The organism is Campylobacter novaezeelandiae, from assembly GCF_004323845.1.
In the GTDB taxonomy this organism is placed as follows: domain Bacteria; phylum Campylobacterota; class Campylobacteria; order Campylobacterales; family Campylobacteraceae; genus Campylobacter_D; species Campylobacter_D novaezeelandiae.
Window position 1 is genome coordinate 36,290 of record NZ_QPGR01000010.1, and the last position, 18,839, is coordinate 55,128.

Below are 18,839 nucleotides of genomic sequence, written 5' to 3' on the forward strand. Positions count from 1 at the left end.
ATCGAGTTATAATTAACTAATCCTTACAAAGCCCTGCTTCAAATAAGAAACAAGAAGGAGTAAAAGAAGTTTTTTTATTTTTATCATATTTTGCATAACTTAAATAAAGTATATTTTTAGCTCTAGTAACAGCAACATAAAATAATCTTCTTTCTTCTTCTAAGCTTCCCCCCATTGAAATAAGTTTTTGATTAGGAAAGCGTCCTTGTGCTAAATCTATTACAAAGACTAAATCAAATTCAAGTCCCTTGCTCGCATGTATGCTTAATAAATTAACACCTTTTCCATTATTCATTTCATTGGAACCTAAGGCTAAAAAATTATAATATTTATAAATATCTGAATATTTTTTTGCTAAATCTTTTAAAATAAAAATCTTTGCATCAATTTTTTCTAAATTCTCTTTTTTTCTTAAAAGATCAATTTGTCCATCTTTATTGGTTGCTCTTTTATTTGCAAGTCTTTCACAAATTTCAAGAAAAAAAGAATTTTTGCAAATTAAATGGATTATTTCTATAGCATGTTTTTGCTCTTGTGTATTTTTCAAAAAAAGATAAAGTCTCTCTAAATTTAATGCACATTCTTTTGTAATTTTAGATAGTTTTAATACAGGATGGTGGTTAAACTCACTTTCTAAATCAAAGCGATTTTCATTAGCAAGCTCATTGAAGTCTGAAAAAAGACCAAGATCATAGCTTTTCCTTACAGAAGTGCTTAGATTAATATTTTTATCAGGCTTTAAAAAACCCTTGATTAAATTTCCATGCCCTAGTTTTAACAATGAGTCAAAAATCTCTTTTGCTAAAACTCCCCCTACACCTTTAGAATAGCTTATAAGATGGATAAAAGCCATAATATCCTTAGGATTTACAATTAAAGAAAGAAAAGAACAAAAAGCTTTTACTTCTAAGCTTTCAAAAAAACTAGCGCTTCCCTTTCTAACACAGGCGATTCCTTGTTCTTTTAAAGCTATCTCAATACCATCAGCGCTAGAATTATTACGAAAAATAACTGCAATTTCTTCCAAAGAAACGCCGCTAGTTAAAATCATCTTTGCAATATTTTGATATTGTTCAATTAAATCTTCGAATTTTAATAAAGTCGGAGCCTTAAATTCATCATCTCTAGTAACAATTAGCTCCTTAGGATAAAGTCTTTCATTGTTTAAAATAACCTTATTTGCTAAAGCTAGAATACTTCTAGATGATCTATAATTTTTATTTAAAGAAAAGATTTTTGCATCTTTAAAACGTTCTTTAAATCCTCCTATAATATTAATATCAGCTCCATTAAAAGCATAAATACTTTGATCATAATCTCCAACACAAAATAAACTTTTTGATAAAAAAGCTTCTATTAAAGAACTCTGCAAAGCATTAGTATCTTGATACTCATCTACTAAAATCTCATCAAATTCAAATTTTTTATTTTTAATAAGTTCTTTAAGATGTATCAATAAATCATTAAAATCAACATAATTAAAACGTTTTTTTTCTTCTTCGTATTCTTTAAGAATATCTTCATAAATTTCAGCATAAATACTTTGTTCTTCATAATTTTGACAAAACCAATAATAAAATTCTTGCATAAAAGCTTTATTTTGAAACAAAGAATACACATCATAAAGATAACTTGATTGATAAGGCTTAATATCACTTAAATGAGAAAAAGTTCGTTTTTCATATATGCTTTTAAGTAAAATTTTTAATTCCGAACTTTGCTTTAAAAGTATATCTTTATTTTCTTGCTTAAGTAAAGAATATGCTACGCTATGAAAAGTTCCTGCCAAAATTCTTTTTGTGATACTTTTATCAAAAAATTTTTCCAAACGTTTTATCATTTCTTTACTTGCTTTATTTGTAAAAGTTAAAAGCATAATCTTTTCAGGTTGAATGTCTTGCTTTAAAAGATAAGCTATTCTTGCAACAATTGTAGAAGTTTTTCCTGTTCCTGCACTTGCTATGATAAGATTATGTCCAAAATTAGTAGTAGCAGCAAGATATTGTTCATCATTTAACTTTGAAAGCGGCATTATTTTCCTTATAAAAGTTAAAATTATAAAAAAAAATTACTTAAAAACATAAAAATTTAAAATTACTTTATATTAGATTATAGTACAATATCGAACTATATTAATAACTCTATCTAAGGGATAACAAAATGAATTTTAAAATTTTTTCTATTATTGTTGGTATATTAATTACTATTATCGCAATACTTGGCGGAACTTATTATTATCTTTTTGAATACTCAAAACCAAAAAATTATACTTTAAATAGCAATTCTTATTCTGAACAAAAATCATACTCTAATAATTACAATAATTCTTATTCATCTACAAGCAAAATTGATAACAATTCATATAACACAAACGCTAATAATAACATTATACAAAAACAAGAAACAAGCTCTCCAAATATAAATCAAAATTTAAATAATAATGCAAACGATATAGTTTCAACAAGTGAAAATAATGAAAACAACAAAAGTATAAATGACAATATCACAACTAACACTACTACCATAAATAAAAATAATGAAAATTTAAATACAGACAATAATACAAGCAACACAATAACAGCAAATGAGAATAATCAAAGCATTAAAACTACAAATAAAGATTCTCAACAATTACAACAAGATAAACAAGCCAAAATAGAAGCCCTTAAAAAAGAGATAAGCAAACAACAAAAAATCCTAGAAAGAGAAAAAGCTATAAAAAAAGAACTTCAATCAAATAAATCAAATAAAAACAAATATCTAAATACAGCTAGAGAATATCTAAGTATAGGAAAAAACAGTCGCTTAGAACCAGAACTTAGCACAGAAAATATGAAAGTTTATATTCTAGATGGAAAATTTCTAAGTCAATATAGAATCAACCTTTTAAAAGATATGCTAAACTCTATAAAAGATAATTCTAAAGATTATTATTTAAGCGTTTTTGTAAAAATGTTACCAAAAGGAGAAATGAAATTAACCATCTATAATAAAGAAATTATTTTTTCAGATATGAAAAAATCTTACAAATATATCAATTTAAATCAATTAAGCCCTTATTTAAACAATTTAAATGAATTAAACCAACACGTAGCACGCGAAGAAATTATGGAAAGACTTAAACTTCAAATTAAAAAAGAAGGTAAAGGAAGTGAGTTTTCAAAACATATTAAAAGTTTAAAAACTGGACTCAACACAGCTCAGTACTTTTTTCCATTTTGTGAAATTATAGAAATTTCTTCTATATAATCATAGAATTTTAAGCAAAACGTCAAAGGCAAATAATGTATGATAAAAATTTAGAAAAAAAATATTATCAAATTTGTGAAGAGAGGGGTTATTTTGAGATTGACTCAAATAAAGCTATCCAAAAAAATGGGAAAATATTTTGCATTATGATGCCTCCTCCTAATGTCACAGGAGTTTTACATATAGGACATGCACTAACTTTTACTTTACAAGATATTATCACACGCTATAAAAGAATGGATGGATATAAAGTTCTTTATCAACCTGGACTTGATCATGCTGGCATTGCTACTCAAAATGTTGTAGAAAAACAACTTCTTGCTCAAGGCATCACAAAAGAAGAATTAGGTAGGGAAAAATTTATAGAAAAAGTTTGGGAATGGAAAGAACAAAGCGGAGATAAAATTCTTAATCAAATGAGGACCTTAGGTATTACTCCAGCATGGTCTCGTTTACGTTTTACAATGGATGAAGGACTTGTTAATGCGGTAAAAAAATCTTTTGTAGATCTTTATAATAAAAAGCTTATTGTACGCGGAAATTACATGATTAATTGGTGTACACATGATGGTGCTCTAAGCGATATTGAAGTAGATTATAAAGAAACAAAAGGTAAACTTTATTATATAAAATATTTTTTAAAAGATAGCAATGATTTTGTTACAATTGCAACCACAAGACCTGAAACTTTATTTGGCGATAGTGCTTTAATGGTAAATCCAAATGATGAACGTTATAAAAATTTCATTGGAAAGGAAGTTATTTTACCTCTTTGTAAAAGAACTCTTAAAATAATTGCTGATGATTATGTTGATACAAGTTTTGGAACAGGTATAGTTAAAGTTACTCCAGCCCACGATATAAATGATTATGAAATTGGCAAAAGACATAATTTAGAATTTATTACTATTTTTAACGAAAAAGGTATCTTAAACGAACATTGCCTAGAATTTCAAGGCTTAGAAAGACTAAAAGCTAGAGAAAAAATCGTAAATCAACTACAAAATTTAGGTTTTATTGATAAAATAGAAGATTATACTCATCAAGTAGGATATTGTTATAGATGTAACAATGTAGTAGAACCTTATATCTCAAAACAATGGTTTGTTAAAAAAGAAATTGCTCAAAAAAGTATTGAAAAGATCAATCTAAAAGAAAGCGAATTTTATCCTTCACACTGGATTAATAGCTTTAACGCATGGATGAGAGATTTAAAAGATTGGTGCATTTCAAGACAATTATGGTGGGGGCACCAAATTCCTGTTTATTATTGTGAATGTTCTCATGAGTGGGCAAGCCAAGAACAACCAAATCAATGCCCAAAATGCGGTAGTCAAAATATAACTCAAGATCCAGATGTCTTAGACACATGGTTTTCTTCAGGACTTTGGGCTATTAGCACTTTAGGCTGGGGTAATGAACACTGGGGCGAAGGAAAATTATGGAATAAAGAAGATTTAAATGAATTTTATCCTAATTCTTTATTAATCACAGGTTTTGATATTTTATTTTTCTGGGTAGCAAGAATGATGTTTCAAAGTAGCAATGTTTTTGATAAGCTACCTTTTAAAGATATTTACTTACATGCCCTTGTTAAAGATGAACAAGGCAGAAAAATGAGTAAAAGCTTGGGTAATGTGATTGATCCAAACGAGTGCATCAAAGAATACAGTGCTGATATCTTACGTTTTACCTTAGCACTTCTTGCTATACAAGGAAGAGATATAAAACTAAGCAATGATAAGCTTTTGCAAGTTAGAAATTTTACCAATAAACTCTACAATGCAAGCAATTACTTACTTTTAAATCAAGATAAATTTGAAGATTTAAAAGATATAGAATTAAAAAGCGATCTTGGAATTTACATTTATACAAGGTTTCAAGAATGTATTAAAAATTTAAGAGAGAATTTAGAACAATATCGCTTTAACGATAGTGCTAATATACTTTATAAATTTTTCTGGAATGATTTTTGCAACTGGGGTATAGAACTTAGCAAAGCGGATAAATCAAGCATTAAAGAATTAGGAAGTATCTTTAAAGAAGCCTTAAAAGCTTTAAATCCTTTTATGCCATTTATTAGCGAATACTTATATCACAAACTCAGCAAAAGCGATCTTGAAAACACTTCTTCTATTATGATAAGTGCCTATCCAACTTTTGATAAAGAAAATTTAGAAATTAAAGAAATTTTTAATTTACTCATAGAAAGCATAGTAAGCATTCGTCGTGCAAAAAGCTTGATAGAGCTAGGAAACTCAAAAATTGAAAAAGCTTTTATAAAACTAAACAATACAAAACAAAAAAATAAAATAGAACCTTATTCTCACTTTATTACAAATTTAGCCAAATGCAAATCGATTGAATTTACCGATACAAAAATATCAAATTCTGTTTGTGATGTCAGCGAAAATTTAGAAATTTTTATCGCTCTAGATAATATTGATTTAAGTGCTATAATCCAAAGGCTAGAAAATCAAAAATCAAAACTACAAAAAGAACTTTTGAAGTTAGATTCTATGCTTTCAAATGAAAATTTTCTTAAAAATGCTCCAAAAAATATTATTGAACAAAATACTAATATTTCAATAAATTTAAGAGAACAACTTCAAAAGATTGACTCAGAATTAAAAAATTTAAAAGGTTGATTTTGATAAAAATTACAAATTTAAAAAAATATTATGAACAAAACTTAGTTCTTAATGATATCTCCTTGCAAATAAAAAAAGGAGAAATTTATGCTATAGTAGGACATAGCGGGGCAGGAAAATCAACTCTTTTAAGATGTATCAACGGATTAGAAGACTATCAGGGAGGAAGTTTAGAAGTTTTAGGGGAAGAAATTTCAAATTTAAAACAAAATTATCCAAAAAAACTTAGATTTTTAAGAAAAAACATAGGAATGATTTTTCAAAATTTTGCTTTAATTAATAGAAAAAATGTTTTTGAAAATGTTGCAATACCTTTAAGAACACATTATAGTCAAAGTAGATTTTATGCTAAGCTTTTTAAAAAAGATTTTATGAGCGAAGATGAAGTTCAGGCTAAAGTTAATAAACTTTTGGATATAGTAGGACTTCTAGAAAAAAGTAAAGCTTATCCCAAAGAATTAAGCGGGGGACAAAAACAAAGAGTAGCTATAGCCAGAGCATTAACACTTGATCCTAAGATCCTTTTAAGCGATGAGGCAACCTCTGCACTTGATCCAAATACTACCAAAAATATTTTAGAACTTTTACAAAAAATCAATAAAGAATTACATATAAGCATAGTTTTAGTAACTCATGAAATGGATGTTGTAAAAGAAGTAGCACAAAAGGCTATCTTGCTTGAAAAAGGCAAAGTTATAGGCGAAGGCTTAATTGATGAGCTTTTTTTAAAACCAAATCACAAAATGAAAGAATTTTTAGGAGAAAGTGATTTTTTACCGGATAAGGGTTTAAATATCAAACTTTATTTTCCAAAAGAAATCGCCCAAAAAAGCATAATTACTCATATGGCAAGAACACTTGATATTGATTTTAATATAGTTTGGGGTAAAATAGAAAAATTAAATGGAAATGCTTTAGGCAATTTAGTGATAAATATAAACCAAAAAGATAAAGAAAAAGTATTAGATTATATTGAAAAAAGCAAAGTTTTATGGGAGATAGTATCTTGAATGAAGGTTTTTTAGACAGAATAAAGCAATTTTGTGATGAATTTTCTTTTGAAAGTATCAATACAACTTTAATCAATACTTTTAAAACTTTTCCAATGAATTTTGAAAATATTTTAAAAACAGCATTAAATGAAACCCTTTATATGAGTTTTATGGCAACTTTTTTAGGATTTTGTTTAGCTATAATTCCTGCTATTTTACTCACTTTATATGATAAAAATGGCCTAAAAGAAAATATTGTTTTTTATAGAATTTTAGATTTTTTTATTAATACTTTACGTGCCTTTCCTTTTCTTATACTTATCATCGTTCTTTTACCTCTATCAAAGATTATAATAGGAACAAGTATAGGAACAAGTGCAGCAATTGTACCTTTATCTATAGGTATAGCACCTTATTTAACTAAAATGCTTGAAAGTGCTTTTAAAGAAGTTGATAAATCAACTATAGAAGCAGCTAAATCTTACGGAGCTACTAATTTACAAATCATTTTTAAAATCATTTTTGTAGAAAGCTTGCCAAATATTATAAATAGTATAGTTTTAACTTTAATTTTCACCATAGGATTTTCAGCACTTGCTGGAACTATTGGCGGTGGTGGATTAGGAGATATAGCTATTCGTTATGGCTATGAACGCTTCAATACAGAAATAATGCTTCAAACCATCATTATTTTACTTGTTTTAGTTCAAGCAGTTCAAATAATAGGAAATTTATTATATAAACTAAGCAAAAAATAATACCTATTTACTTAACTTTTTTATAATTTTGAAATTTAACATCAAGGAAAAAAATGAAATTAAAAGCTTTAATATTATTATTTTTTTTAACTTATTTCAATCTTAATGCAGCCGAAACTATAAGCATTGCGGCTTCTCCTGTTCCACATGCGCAAATTTTAGAACAAATTAAACCTGAGCTAGAAAAACAAGGTTATAAATTAGAAATCAAAGAATTCACCGATTATGTTTTGCCTAATTTAGCCGTTAATGCAAATGAAATTGATGCAAATTTTTTTCAACACGAACCTTATTTAAAAGAATTTAACAATATTAAAAAAACAAAATTAGTTAAAGTAGCAACCATTCACATAGAGCCTATGGCAGTGTATTCTAAAAAATATAAAGATTTTAACAATATTAAAGAAGGAATTAAAATCGCCATTCCAAACGATCCTACTAATGAAAGTAGAGCTTTAGATCTTATTGGCAAAACTGGATTAGTTTCTTTCAAGGATTCTGCCTTAAAAACTCCACTTGATATTATTGATAATCCTAAAAAAATAAAATTTATAGAATTAAAAGCAGCGCAACTTCCAAGAGCTTTAAGTGATGTTGATTTTGCAGTTATTAATTCAAACTATGCTTTATCAGCAGGATTAAATCCTTTAAAAGATTCTGTTTTAATCGAAGATAAAAATAATCCTTATGCAAACATTATAGTTGTTAAAGAAGGAAATGAAAACAATCCTAAAATCAAAGCTTTAATCCAAGCTCTTCAAAGTGATAAAATAAAACAATTTATTTTAGAAAAATATAATGGTTCCATTATTCCAGCATTTTAAAAAATATTCTAAATTTTAAAATGAAAAAAATATTTTTTTTTATTTGTATTTTTAATTTATGCTTTGCAAACAATATAGAAAAAGTCAAACTAGCCCTAAGCAAAGAATTGCAAAATAATTTTAGTAATATCTCTATTACTAAAATTGACATTATGGATACACCCTTACCTAAAGATTTTGATCAATATGAATTTTTAAGATTGGCTAATGCAAAATTTAATAAAGCTCAAGGATTCTTAAGGGCCGAATTTAAGACGCCAAAAAATATACAAAAAAATATTTTTTTTCGTTATTTTGTTGATGCAAATATTGAAATTTTAAAATCAAAAAAACCTATACTCAAAGGAGAGAAATTAAGTCCTTTGGATTTTAATAAAGTTTCAATGGATTTTGATAAAATTCCCATAAATGCCCTAAGCATAGAAGAAGCAAAAAATTTAATAGCTAAAGTTAATATAAATAAAAATACAATTTTAAAAAGAAATATGTTTAAAATCAATGCTTTGATTAAAAGAAATGATCCGGTTATAGGTATTTTAAGAGATTCTAATGTAGATATAGAAATAGAACTGATTGCATTAGAAAGTGCAAACTTAGGAGAAAGAATAAAAGTTAAAAATAAAGAAGGCAAAGTAATGCAAGGTATAGTAAATGGAAAAAATAGGATACTTTTACAATGAAAATTTTATTAGGAATTTCAGGCTCTAGCAATGTCAATCTAGGCCTTAAGCTGCTTAAACATTTAGAACAAGAATCATTTAAAACATTTTGCATTTTAACCAAGGGAGCAAAATTAAGTTTCTATAGTGAAAATTGCAAAGATTTAGAACTTTTATGTAAAGAAGAATTTAAAAAAACATTTTTTTTTGATGATGATGATTTAAGCGCAGCTGTTTCAAGCGGATCTTTTAAAATCGATAAAACCATTATTGCACCCTGCTCTATCTCAACACTGGCTAAAATTCACTCAGGATTTGCAGATACTTTACTTACAAGAGCCTGTGCAGTTGCCCTAAAAGAAAGAAAAAAACTAATTTTAGCTGTAAGAGAAATGCCTTTTTCAACTCTAAATTTAGAACACATGGCAAAATTAAGCTCTCTTGGAGTTATAATAGCACCACCAGTTTATGCCACATATCCTAAAATAAATGCTTTAGAAGATATTGATAATTTTATTATTGGAAAATGGCTAGATCTTTTAGATATTGAACATAATCTATATAACAGATGGGAAAAATTAAAATAAAAAGGATAAAATAAAATGACTTGTTTATATCCAGGAACCTTTGATCCTATTACCAATGGGCATTTAGACGTGATTAAAAGAGCGCTTAAAATTTTTGATAAAGTTATAGTTGCTATTGCAAAAAGCGAACACAAAAAACCTCATTTTACACTAGAACAAAGAGAAAATTTAGCCTATATAGCCACAAAAGATTTAAAAAATGTAAAAATCGTTAGCTTTGAAACTTTGCTTGTAGATTTAGCTAAAAAACTTGATGTAAATATTATAATTAGAGGTCTAAGAGCTGTGAGTGATTTTGAATACGAGCTTCAAATGGGTTATGCCAATAATTCTTTATGTAAAGATCTAGAAACCGTTTATTTGATGCCAAATTTAAAAAATGCTTTCATTTCAAGCTCTATAGTTAGATCAATTATTTCACACAATGGCGATGTAAGCACTCTAGTGCCTAAAGAAATTTTACCCTTTTTAAAGGATGAAACTTGTATGTAGTATTTGAAGGTATTGATTGTGTAGGAAAAAGTACTCAAATTGAGCTTTTAAAAGATTGTTTTAAACAAGCTATTTTTACAGCTGAACCAGGTGGAACAGAACTTGGCAAACACTTAAGAGAGCTTTTACTCAATAAATCTTATAAAATTGACAAAAAAGCTGAGCTTTTACTTTTCTTAGCAGATCGCGCCCAACATTACGATGAAATTTTAAAAAAAAATCAAGATAAATTAATTATCTCTGATCGTAGTTTTATATCAGGTATAGCTTATGCCAATAAAGCTTTTGATAAAAATTTACTTTTTGAATTTAATGCTTTTGCTTTAAGCCATTTCTTTCCACAAAAAATAATTTTTTTAAAAGCTCACAAAGAACTCATAAAAGAACGCTTAAGCAAAAAGAAATTAGATAGCATAGAAAAACGCGGTATTGATTACTTTTTAACCGTTCAAAATGAGCTTGAAGAAACTCTAAATTTTTTAAAAGAAAAAATTGATTTTAAACTTTTAAAATTAAATGCTGAGAATTCAAAAGAGAATTTACATCAACAAATAAAGGAATTTTTACAATGATAAATGCTTTAAAAGGAATGAAAGATTTATTAGATAAAGATGCGTATTATTATGAAAAAGTGATTAAAACTTGTGAAGAAGTTGTAAAAAATTATGGATTTAGCTTTATCAATATACCACATTTAGAACTTTGCACCCTTTTTAAAAGAAGCGTTGGAGAAAGCTCTGATATAGTGGGCAAAGAAATGTATGAATTTATCGATAAAGGCCAAAACCATGTTTGTATGCGTCCTGAAGGAACTGCTGGGGTAGTGCGTGCTTATATAGAAAAAAAAATGGATAAAAATAATACTATAAAACGTTGGTTTTATCATGGCTCTATGTTTCGCTACGAAAGACCTCAAAAAGGACGCTTAAGAGAATTTCATCAATTTGGAGTTGAAAGCTTTGGAAATGCAAGTGTTTATGAAGATGCAAGCATTATTTTAATGTTAGTAGAAATTTTTTCACGCTTAGATATTAAATTTAAATTACTCATTAACTCTTTAGGTTGCTCAGAATGTATGCCAAAATACCGCGAAAAATTAATACGATTTTTAGATTCTAAAGAGGGCTTTTGTGAGGATTGTTTGCGTAGAAAAAGCCTAAATCCTATCCGTGTTTTAGATTGCAAAAATAAATGTTGTCAAAAATTACTTACAAACGCACCGCTTTTAAACCAAAATTTATGTTCTTCTTGTCAAAAAGATTTTGAAATTTTACAAACGATTTTAAAAGAAAATAATGTAAATTTTGAAATAGATCCTAAATTAGTAAGAGGACTTGATTATTACTCTAAAACGGCATTTGAGTTTATTAGCGATGAGATTGGGGCAAAAGCTGCTATTGCAGGTGGTGGACGCTATGATAAACTTATTGAATACCTTGATGGAAAAAGTGGTTTTGGCGTTGGCTTTGCTATGGGTATAGAAAGGATTATCGCTATCTTAGAACAAAAAGAAGAAAAATTACAAAGAGAAGGAATTTATCTTTGTTCTATGGATGAAAAATATATAACAAATCTTTTAAAACTTGCAACACAACTTAGAAAAAAACACAAAGTGATTCTAAGTTATGAAGCTAAAAAACTTGCCAAACACTTAGAATTAGCCGATAAAAATAAAAATCTAATCTTTCTTTGCATGGGAGAAAATGAAGCAAAAAACGAAAGTTTATTTTATAAAAATTTAAATTCAAAAAAAGAAGAACAAATTTTAATCAAAGATTTGGAGAATGTATTATGACAAATTATGGCATTGACATTTGGGGAGATAACAATTTTATCATTAAAAACGGTAAAATATGTATCAATCACGGAGAAAAACCAGCCATTATTGATATAGTTAAATCTCTACGTGATGATGGTTATAAAGGCCCTTTGCTTTTGCGTTTTCCACACCTTATACAAAAACAAATTGAAAATATTTACGGAAGCTTTGATAAAGCCAGAAAAGAATTCTCCTATAAAGGAAAATTTAATGCCGTTTATCCCTTAAAAGTAAATCAATATCCAGGTTTTGTGAAAAATCTTGTCCGCCTTGGAAAAAACTATAATTATGGATTAGAAGCAGGTAGTAAAGCCGAGCTTTTACTTGCCATGGCTTACAATAACGAAAAAGCACCCATTACAGTTAATGGCTTTAAAGATAGAGAACTTATTAATATAGGCTTTATAGCAGCTGAAATGGGACACAATATAACCCTAACTATAGAAGGACTAAATGAACTAAAAGCCATCATCGACATAGCAAAAGAACGCTTTAAACCCAAACCAAACATAGGTCTAAGAGTGCGTCTTCATTCAGCAGGAGTTGGAATTTGGGCAAAAAGCGGAGGGATTAATTCAAAATTTGGTCTTACTTCAACTGAGCTTATAGAAGCTATTAATTTATTAAAAGAAAATAAACTTTTAGATCAATTTACTATGATTCATTTTCATTTAGGCTCACAAATTACAGAAATTCATCCTTTAAAAAAAGCTCTTAATGAAGTAGGAAATATTTATACCGAGCTTAGAAAAATGGGAGCAAAAAATCTAAAAGCCATCAATCTTGGCGGGGGATTAGCAGTAGAGTATTCTCAATTTAGCAATGGTAAAAGCAGAAATTATACCCTAAGAGAATATGCTAATGATGTTGTTTTTATTTTAAAAAATATTGCTGAGCAAAAAAGCGATGTTGAACCTGATATTTTTATAGAAAGCGGTCGTTTTGTAGCCGCAAATCACGCCGTTTTAATTGCCCCTGTATTAGAACTTTTCTCGCAAGAATACACAGAAAGTAAGCTTTTGCTTAAAAAAACAAATCCAAAGCTTATTGATGAACTTTATGATTTATATACCAATATAAAGCCCTCCAATGCTCTAGAATATTTACATGATAGCATAGATCATTTAGAAAGCATTTTAACCCTTTTTGATTTAGGTTATGTGGATTTACAAGATAGATCTAATGCTGAAATTCTAACCCATCTAATCACAAAAAAAGCTATATTATTAGTAGGAGATAAACAAAATACTACAGATTTACTTGCCATACAAGATGAAGTGCAAGAAAGATATTTGATTAATTTTTCTCTTTTTCAAAGTATGCCTGATTTTTGGGGTTTAAATCAAAATTTCCCTATCATGCCTCTTGATAGATTAGACAAAAAGCCTACAAGAAGTGCAAGTATTTGGGATATAACTTGCGATAGCGATGGAGAAATAGCTTATTCTAAAGATAAGCCCTTATTTTTGCACGATGTAGATTTAGAAAAAGAAAATTATTTCTTAGGATTTTTTTTAGTGGGTGCTTATCAAGAAGTTTTAGGAATGAAGCACAATCTTTTCACCCATCCAACCGAAGCAACCATTAGCATAAATGAAAAGTCCTACGAAATAGAAAGTATCATAGAAGCACAATCTATACTAGATACACTAGAAGATTTAGACTATGATATACACGCTATTATGGATATATTAAATGAAAGAATCTCCAACTCAAAACTAGTAGATGAAAAACAAAAAAAACACATCTTAGGAGAATTATATCTCTTCTTAAACGACAATGGTTATTTAAAAAGCATAGACGGAAAAGAAAGCTAAAAAACAAGTGGCTAAATGCCACTAAATAAAATTTTATTTAACATAACTGATAAAATATTAAATTTTATCAGTTCAAAAAATATTACCAATTTTCCACATTTTTAATTTTAATCAGGATTTTTTATATCTTTTTTAATACTCAAATATATTTTTTGATAGAATAAAACAAAAAAATTAAAGGATAAAAATGCTAACAAAAAGATCTAAAGTTTTAGAAGAGTCTATCACTTTAGCCATTGCCACACTTGCAAATGAGCTTAAAGCCAAGGGCGAAGATATCATAAGTCTTTCAACTGGTGAACCTGATTTTGACACTCCAAAAGCCATTAAAGATGCTGCCATAGCTGCCATTGAAAAAGGTTGCGGAAAATACACTGCCGTTGCTGGTTTAAATGAAATTTTAAAAGCCATACAAGCCAAACTCAAAAAAGACAATAATCTTGACTATGAGATAAGCGAGATTATCACAAATGTTGGTGCAAAACATTCTTTATTTGAGTGCATAGAATGCCTTATAGAAGAAGAAGATGAAGTTATCATTCCCACTCCTTATTGGGTAAGCTATCCTGAAATGGTAAAATTCGCTGGAGGAAAGCCTGTATTTATAGAAGGTTTAGAATCAAATGGATTTAAAATCACAGCAGAACAACTTAAAAACAGCATCACAAATAAAACCAAAATGCTAATATTAAATTCCCCATCAAACCCAGTAGGATCAATTTATTCTAAAAAAGAGCTAAGCGAACTTGCCAAAGTTTTAGAAGGCACAAATATCATGGTATTAAGTGATGAAATATACGAAAAACTTCGTTATGACGATTTTGACTTCACAGCCTTTGCAAGCATAAGCGAAGACGCACTAAAACGCACTGTAACCATAAACGGACTTAGCAAGTGCGGAGCTATGCCAGGGTGGCGTTTTGGCTATATGGCTAGTAAAAATAAAGACTTAATTTCAGCTGTAAAAAGACTTCAAGGACAAAGCACTTCAAATATTTGTTCCATTGCCCAGTATGCAGCCATTCCTGCCTTAAATGGAGCTTGTGATGAGGATATAAAAACAATGTGTCAAATCTTTGAAAAACGTCGCAATTTAGCCCTAAGCATACTAGATAAAATTCCAAATATCAGCGTATATAAACCAGAAGGTGCTTTTTATCTTTTTATAAACATACAAAAAGTTGAAAAAGACTCTATGAAATTTTGCCAAAAACTACTAGAACAAGAAAAAGTTGCTGTTGTTCCTGGTATAGGATTTGGCATGGATGGATATTTTAGACTTTCATACGCTACTAGCAATGAACTCATCATAAAAGGCTTAGAAAGAATAAGTCGTTTTATCTTAAATTATAAATGATTGTTGTATGAAAAGACCTTTACCTTTTATATTGGCCGCTACAAATAACGCAACTATGATTGTAAATCACCTAGATAGACACGATACATCAAAAGGTAGCTATGGAGTTGGTTTTCAGTTTTTAAATTACTGCAGTTTTGATCCTGAAGAAATTGATTTTTGTCTTGAGCTTTTAAAACTACGCAGAAAATATCACAAAGGCGATGTTTTTGCTATAGATTGCGGTGCAAATATCGGTGCTCATACTATAAAATGGGCTATACAAATGCATGAGTGGGGGGGGGTATTAGCCTTTGAAGCACAAGAAAGACTTTTTTACGCTCTAGCAGGAAATATAGCAATCAACAATTGCTTCAACGCTAAAGCGATACACGCTTGTCTAGGCAATCCTCAAAAAAATCAAAAAGAGCTTGAAATTTTAGTTCCAGATTATACTCAAAAAGCTTCCTTTGGAAGTTTGGAACTAAAATCAAATAACGAATTCATAGGACAAATTCCTCAAAAAAAAGAAAAAGTCCCTTACCTAAAACTCGATAATTTCGATTTTAAAAAAATCGATTTTATCAAAATAGACGTAGAGGGTATGGAGCAAGAAGTCTTGCTTGGATGTTTAAATCATATCAAAAATTTCAAGCCTGTATTACAGATTGAAATCATTAAGTCAAACCCCCAAGATATTATCCATATGCTAAACAATTTAGGATATAAAATTTTTCAATTTGGAATCAACATTTTAGCTATTTATAAAGCAGACCCTATAATCAATCATTTAAAAATAAACCCACGTGCTTAAGGCTTCTTAAGTACAGCACTCACCCTTTGAATGCTATCAAATTTACTCAAACTAAGTCTTATGATAGAATCTTCTATCCCCGCTAAAGAATGAGGCACATTTGGTGCTAAGCTTATCATATCCAAAGCATTTAATTCTAACTTTTTATTTTCCACTTCAAACCAGATTTTACCACTTAAAACTTGCACATGTATGGCAAATGGGGCTTTATGTTCTTTCATTATACTATCTTTAGCCATCAAAATTTGAATTTCCTTGCCACTTTCATTGTCGATTAAAACATTTATTTTAACTTCCTTTGGGCTAAATTCTGCCCTACTCCATTTCATAATTTGCATAAGAATTTCCTTTTTATTTTAATTCTAACAAAAAATCAAACATCAAATATAAACTTATGTTAATGTTTATAATCAAAACTAAGTATTATTTTAAACTCTATTAAATTATCTTAAAAATTTTTATTTTTAAAATGCTTTAGCTTATTTATCCTTAAAATAAAAATTTATCACTTATTATTTTCTTTTTTAGTCTATCTTTTATCTTAATACACCAATATAAAAAAAATCAATTAAAAATTGTTATTAATAAATTTTTAATTAAAAATATTTTATTATTTTAAAAAGTTTATAATTAATATTTTATTAATTTTTTATTTTCTTTTTTTAAAATAAATAAACGCAAGGAGTTTAATTAATGGGTCGACAAAAACATAGTTTATTTAAAAAAGAAATGGGGGGGGGATTGAAAAAAACCATTCTTGCTCATCTAAAAAACTAGTTCTTTCTTTAGTTACAATTTCTTTTTTAAGTTCTTATTCTTATGCTACAACAAATTCAAAAACTTATGATGATAATCTTAAAAGTAAATCAAGTAGTGTTTATAGTCCTCAAGCTAAAAGTAATACTACTATAAAGGATCCACAAACTAATACTCACACTGTAAGTGGAAGTGGTAATACTCTAGTTGTAGAAAGTGGCGGTTCAGTTATAATTTCTACTCCTGCTAATAATCAAGCAGTAAGCTTTACTCAAAATTCTTCAACAACTACTTTTTTAAATAAAGGAACCCTTCAAGGTGGAAGCAGTACTTCTAGTGTTCAAGTAGGAGTAAATAATAGTGGTGGAGCTACTATTCAAACATTTGAAAATAGTGGTATTATAGGCAATGGTTCTTCTAAATATGGAGTGGTAGTTTATGGAAGTAGTAGTTCTAAGTCTACAATTGATAATTTTAGCAATAGTGGAACTATAAGTTCAAATTCTGGCGAAACTGTTTATTTTGGTAATACTGAGATTAAAACTTTTACTAATAGTGGAGTTATAAAAAGTGATTCTCATCAAGGTGTAAATATAGCTAGTGGAACAAGCATAACAAATTTTAATAATAGTGGAACTATTCAAGGTGGTAACCAGCGTAATAGAGCTGGGATAAATATAACTGGTTCCACAATCACTAATTTTACTAATAGTGGTTTTATAACAACTAGTGGAACATTTGAACCAACTGGTGCAAATTCTATAAAAGCTTCTTCAGGGGTAAAATTAAGTTCAAGTTATATAAAAACATTTACCAATAAAAGTAATAAAATCATTTCAGCTATAACTGGAGTAAATATAGCAGCTTCTACTATAGATAATTTTACCAACAAAGGAACTATAGAATCAACTTCAAGCAATACTCAAAATGGTGCAGCAATAAATTTGGTATATCTTGGTAATAGTACAGATATTAAAACTTTTACCAATGAGGGTTTAATAAAAAGTGCTCAAGCAAATGGTATAGCTATAGAAACTGGTAATAAAATAGAAACTTTTATCAATAAAGGCACTATAGATGTTGCTAATAATGGTATGATGTTTTTTGATGCAGGTGGAACTTCGGGTAAAGCCGATATCGGTAAAATCATTATAGAAAGTGGTGGTATTATTAAAGCAGGAAATGATGCAATTCATATTGATGGAAGTAAAGACATAATAGGCGAAGGCATAGACGTAAAAGGTAGATTAGAAGGTGGTAATGCAGGTATTTATATAGGTGGAGGAAAAAATTTAAAAACAAGCATCACTGTATCTGGAACCATCCAAGGTGGTAATGGTGGTATAATTAATACTGGAACCATAGGACAAAAAGATGCAGTGCAGCAACAACATGGTATCACCATTGAAAATAATGGTTTTATTACTTCTAAAAATGGTAGTGGTATTTTAAATACAGACAATGGAATCATCTATGGTAATATAGTAAATAAATCAGATAATGATTTAAGTTTAAAAAATGATTCTAGTGGCACTATTACAAGTGGGGTTAAAAATGAAGGTGGTGGAACTATCTTTGTAAATAACCAAGGAACTATAAGTAAAGATAGTAGTGGTAACAATCTTACTAATAATGGATCTGGTAGCATAGTCATAGAAGATTGGCTTGTAAGTTCTGATGATTCAGGTAAATTAGATACTGTAGTTGTAGGTGGAAGTAATACTGGTAACGTTAGTGCAGATAATATAACCATAGATGAAAGTAATCTTGATCTAGATAATCTTGATCATATAAGTGATGTAATTACAGGAATCAATAACAATAATGTAAGCAATATAACAACCAATGGTAGTGGAGATATAAATTTAATCTATGATCCTACAACAGGAAAAATTTATCAAAGCTTTAATCTTAATGCTTCAATATCAGGTGCAACCTTTAGAAGCTTAATCTCTACAACTACAAGAAGATCAACCTTTATAGATAATGTTATGGGCAATTCTATGCAAAGCTTTTATTTAGGAAATTCAAGTAGAGCTCAAAGAATGGCTATGTCTGAAAAGGGTAATTTATACTCTGATGCAA

At 28.5% G+C, this 18,839-nt stretch carries 16 protein-coding genes; 14 read left to right on the plus strand and 2 right to left on the minus strand.

Going from position 1 to position 18,839, the window contains the following annotated elements; genetic code table 11:
* Positions 1 to 16: 16 nt before the first annotated feature.
* Positions 17 to 2,032 carry an ATP-dependent helicase gene (locus DU473_RS05855; RefSeq protein WP_131163853.1) on the minus strand — a complete coding sequence of 672 codons (2,016 nt, stop codon included), beginning with the start codon at positions 2,030 to 2,032 and terminating at the stop codon, positions 17 to 19.
* Positions 2,033 to 2,160: 128 nt separating this feature from the next.
* Between DU473_RS05855 and DU473_RS05860 the strand changes: the two genes are divergently transcribed.
* The 13 genes from DU473_RS05860 to DU473_RS05920 all read left to right on the plus strand — a co-directional run bounded on the left by DU473_RS05860 (position 2,161) and on the right by DU473_RS05920 (position 15,998).
* Positions 2,161 to 3,249: a hypothetical protein gene (locus DU473_RS05860; protein ID WP_131163852.1), complete on the plus strand. Its 1,089-nt coding sequence runs from the start codon at positions 2,161 to 2,163 to the stop codon at positions 3,247 to 3,249.
* A gap of 35 nt (positions 3,250 to 3,284) precedes the next feature.
* Positions 3,285 to 5,897: a valine--tRNA ligase gene (locus DU473_RS05865; protein ID WP_131186700.1), complete on the plus strand. Its 2,613-nt coding sequence runs from the start codon at positions 3,285 to 3,287 to the stop codon at positions 5,895 to 5,897.
* A gap of 2 nt (positions 5,898 to 5,899) precedes the next feature.
* Entirely contained in the window at positions 5,900 to 6,910 is a 1,011-nt protein-coding gene (locus DU473_RS05870; RefSeq protein ID WP_131163850.1) for a methionine ABC transporter ATP-binding protein, read from the plus strand.
* Entirely contained in the window at positions 6,892 to 7,650 is a 759-nt protein-coding gene (locus tag DU473_RS05875) for a methionine ABC transporter permease (RefSeq protein ID WP_166683080.1), read from the plus strand. The genes DU473_RS05870 and DU473_RS05875 overlap by 19 nt, the downstream gene beginning before the upstream one ends.
* A gap of 53 nt (positions 7,651 to 7,703) precedes the next feature.
* The gene (locus DU473_RS05880) at positions 7,704 to 8,474 is read left to right on the plus strand and encodes a MetQ/NlpA family ABC transporter substrate-binding protein (RefSeq protein WP_131163849.1); all 771 of its coding nucleotides are present in this window, start codon (positions 7,704 to 7,706) and stop codon (positions 8,472 to 8,474) included.
* Positions 8,475 to 8,494: 20 nt separating this feature from the next.
* The gene (gene flgA, locus DU473_RS05885) at positions 8,495 to 9,154 is read left to right on the plus strand and encodes a flagellar basal body P-ring formation chaperone FlgA (protein WP_131163848.1); all 660 of its coding nucleotides are present in this window, start codon (positions 8,495 to 8,497) and stop codon (positions 9,152 to 9,154) included.
* On the plus strand, positions 9,151 to 9,720 hold the full coding sequence (locus DU473_RS05890; RefSeq protein WP_131186701.1) for a UbiX family flavin prenyltransferase: 570 nt from the start codon (positions 9,151 to 9,153) through the stop codon (positions 9,718 to 9,720). Before flgA ends, DU473_RS05890 begins: the two co-directional genes overlap by 4 nt.
* 15 nt (positions 9,721 to 9,735) lie before the next feature.
* Positions 9,736 to 10,212 (plus strand): pantetheine-phosphate adenylyltransferase, encoded by a 477-nt coding sequence (gene coaD / locus DU473_RS05895; RefSeq protein WP_131163846.1) that lies wholly within the window; start codon positions 9,736 to 9,738, stop codon positions 10,210 to 10,212.
* The gene (gene tmk, locus DU473_RS05900; RefSeq protein WP_131163845.1) at positions 10,203 to 10,784 is read left to right on the plus strand and encodes a dTMP kinase; all 582 of its coding nucleotides are present in this window, start codon (positions 10,203 to 10,205) and stop codon (positions 10,782 to 10,784) included. The genes coaD and tmk overlap by 10 nt, the downstream gene beginning before the upstream one ends.
* Entirely contained in the window at positions 10,781 to 12,007 is a 1,227-nt protein-coding gene (gene hisS, locus DU473_RS05905) for a histidine--tRNA ligase (RefSeq protein ID WP_131163844.1), read from the plus strand. The genes tmk and hisS overlap by 4 nt, the downstream gene beginning before the upstream one ends.
* On the plus strand, positions 12,004 to 13,848 hold the full coding sequence (gene speA / locus DU473_RS05910) for a biosynthetic arginine decarboxylase (protein WP_131163843.1): 1,845 nt from the start codon (positions 12,004 to 12,006) through the stop codon (positions 13,846 to 13,848). Before hisS ends, speA begins: the two co-directional genes overlap by 4 nt.
* A gap of 187 nt (positions 13,849 to 14,035) precedes the next feature.
* Positions 14,036 to 15,205, plus strand: a complete 1,170-nt coding sequence (locus DU473_RS05915; RefSeq protein WP_131186702.1) for a pyridoxal phosphate-dependent aminotransferase — start codon at positions 14,036 to 14,038, stop codon at positions 15,203 to 15,205.
* Between the two features lie 7 nt (positions 15,206 to 15,212).
* A complete protein-coding gene (locus DU473_RS05920) occupies positions 15,213 to 15,998 on the plus strand; it encodes an FkbM family methyltransferase (RefSeq protein ID WP_131165978.1) in 786 nt (261 codons plus the stop codon).
* Here DU473_RS05920 and DU473_RS05925 read toward each other — a convergent pair.
* The gene (locus tag DU473_RS05925) at positions 15,995 to 16,336 is read right to left on the minus strand and encodes a cupin domain-containing protein (protein ID WP_131163841.1); all 342 of its coding nucleotides are present in this window, start codon (positions 16,334 to 16,336) and stop codon (positions 15,995 to 15,997) included. The two genes, DU473_RS05920 and DU473_RS05925, sit on opposite strands and share 4 nt — an antisense overlap.
* Before the next feature lie 846 nt (positions 16,337 to 17,182).
* Between DU473_RS05925 and DU473_RS05930 the strand changes: the two genes are divergently transcribed.
* Positions 17,183 to 18,839 (plus strand): beta strand repeat-containing protein (locus tag DU473_RS05930; RefSeq protein WP_369073354.1); only part of this gene is annotated, 1,657 nt, incomplete at its 3' end.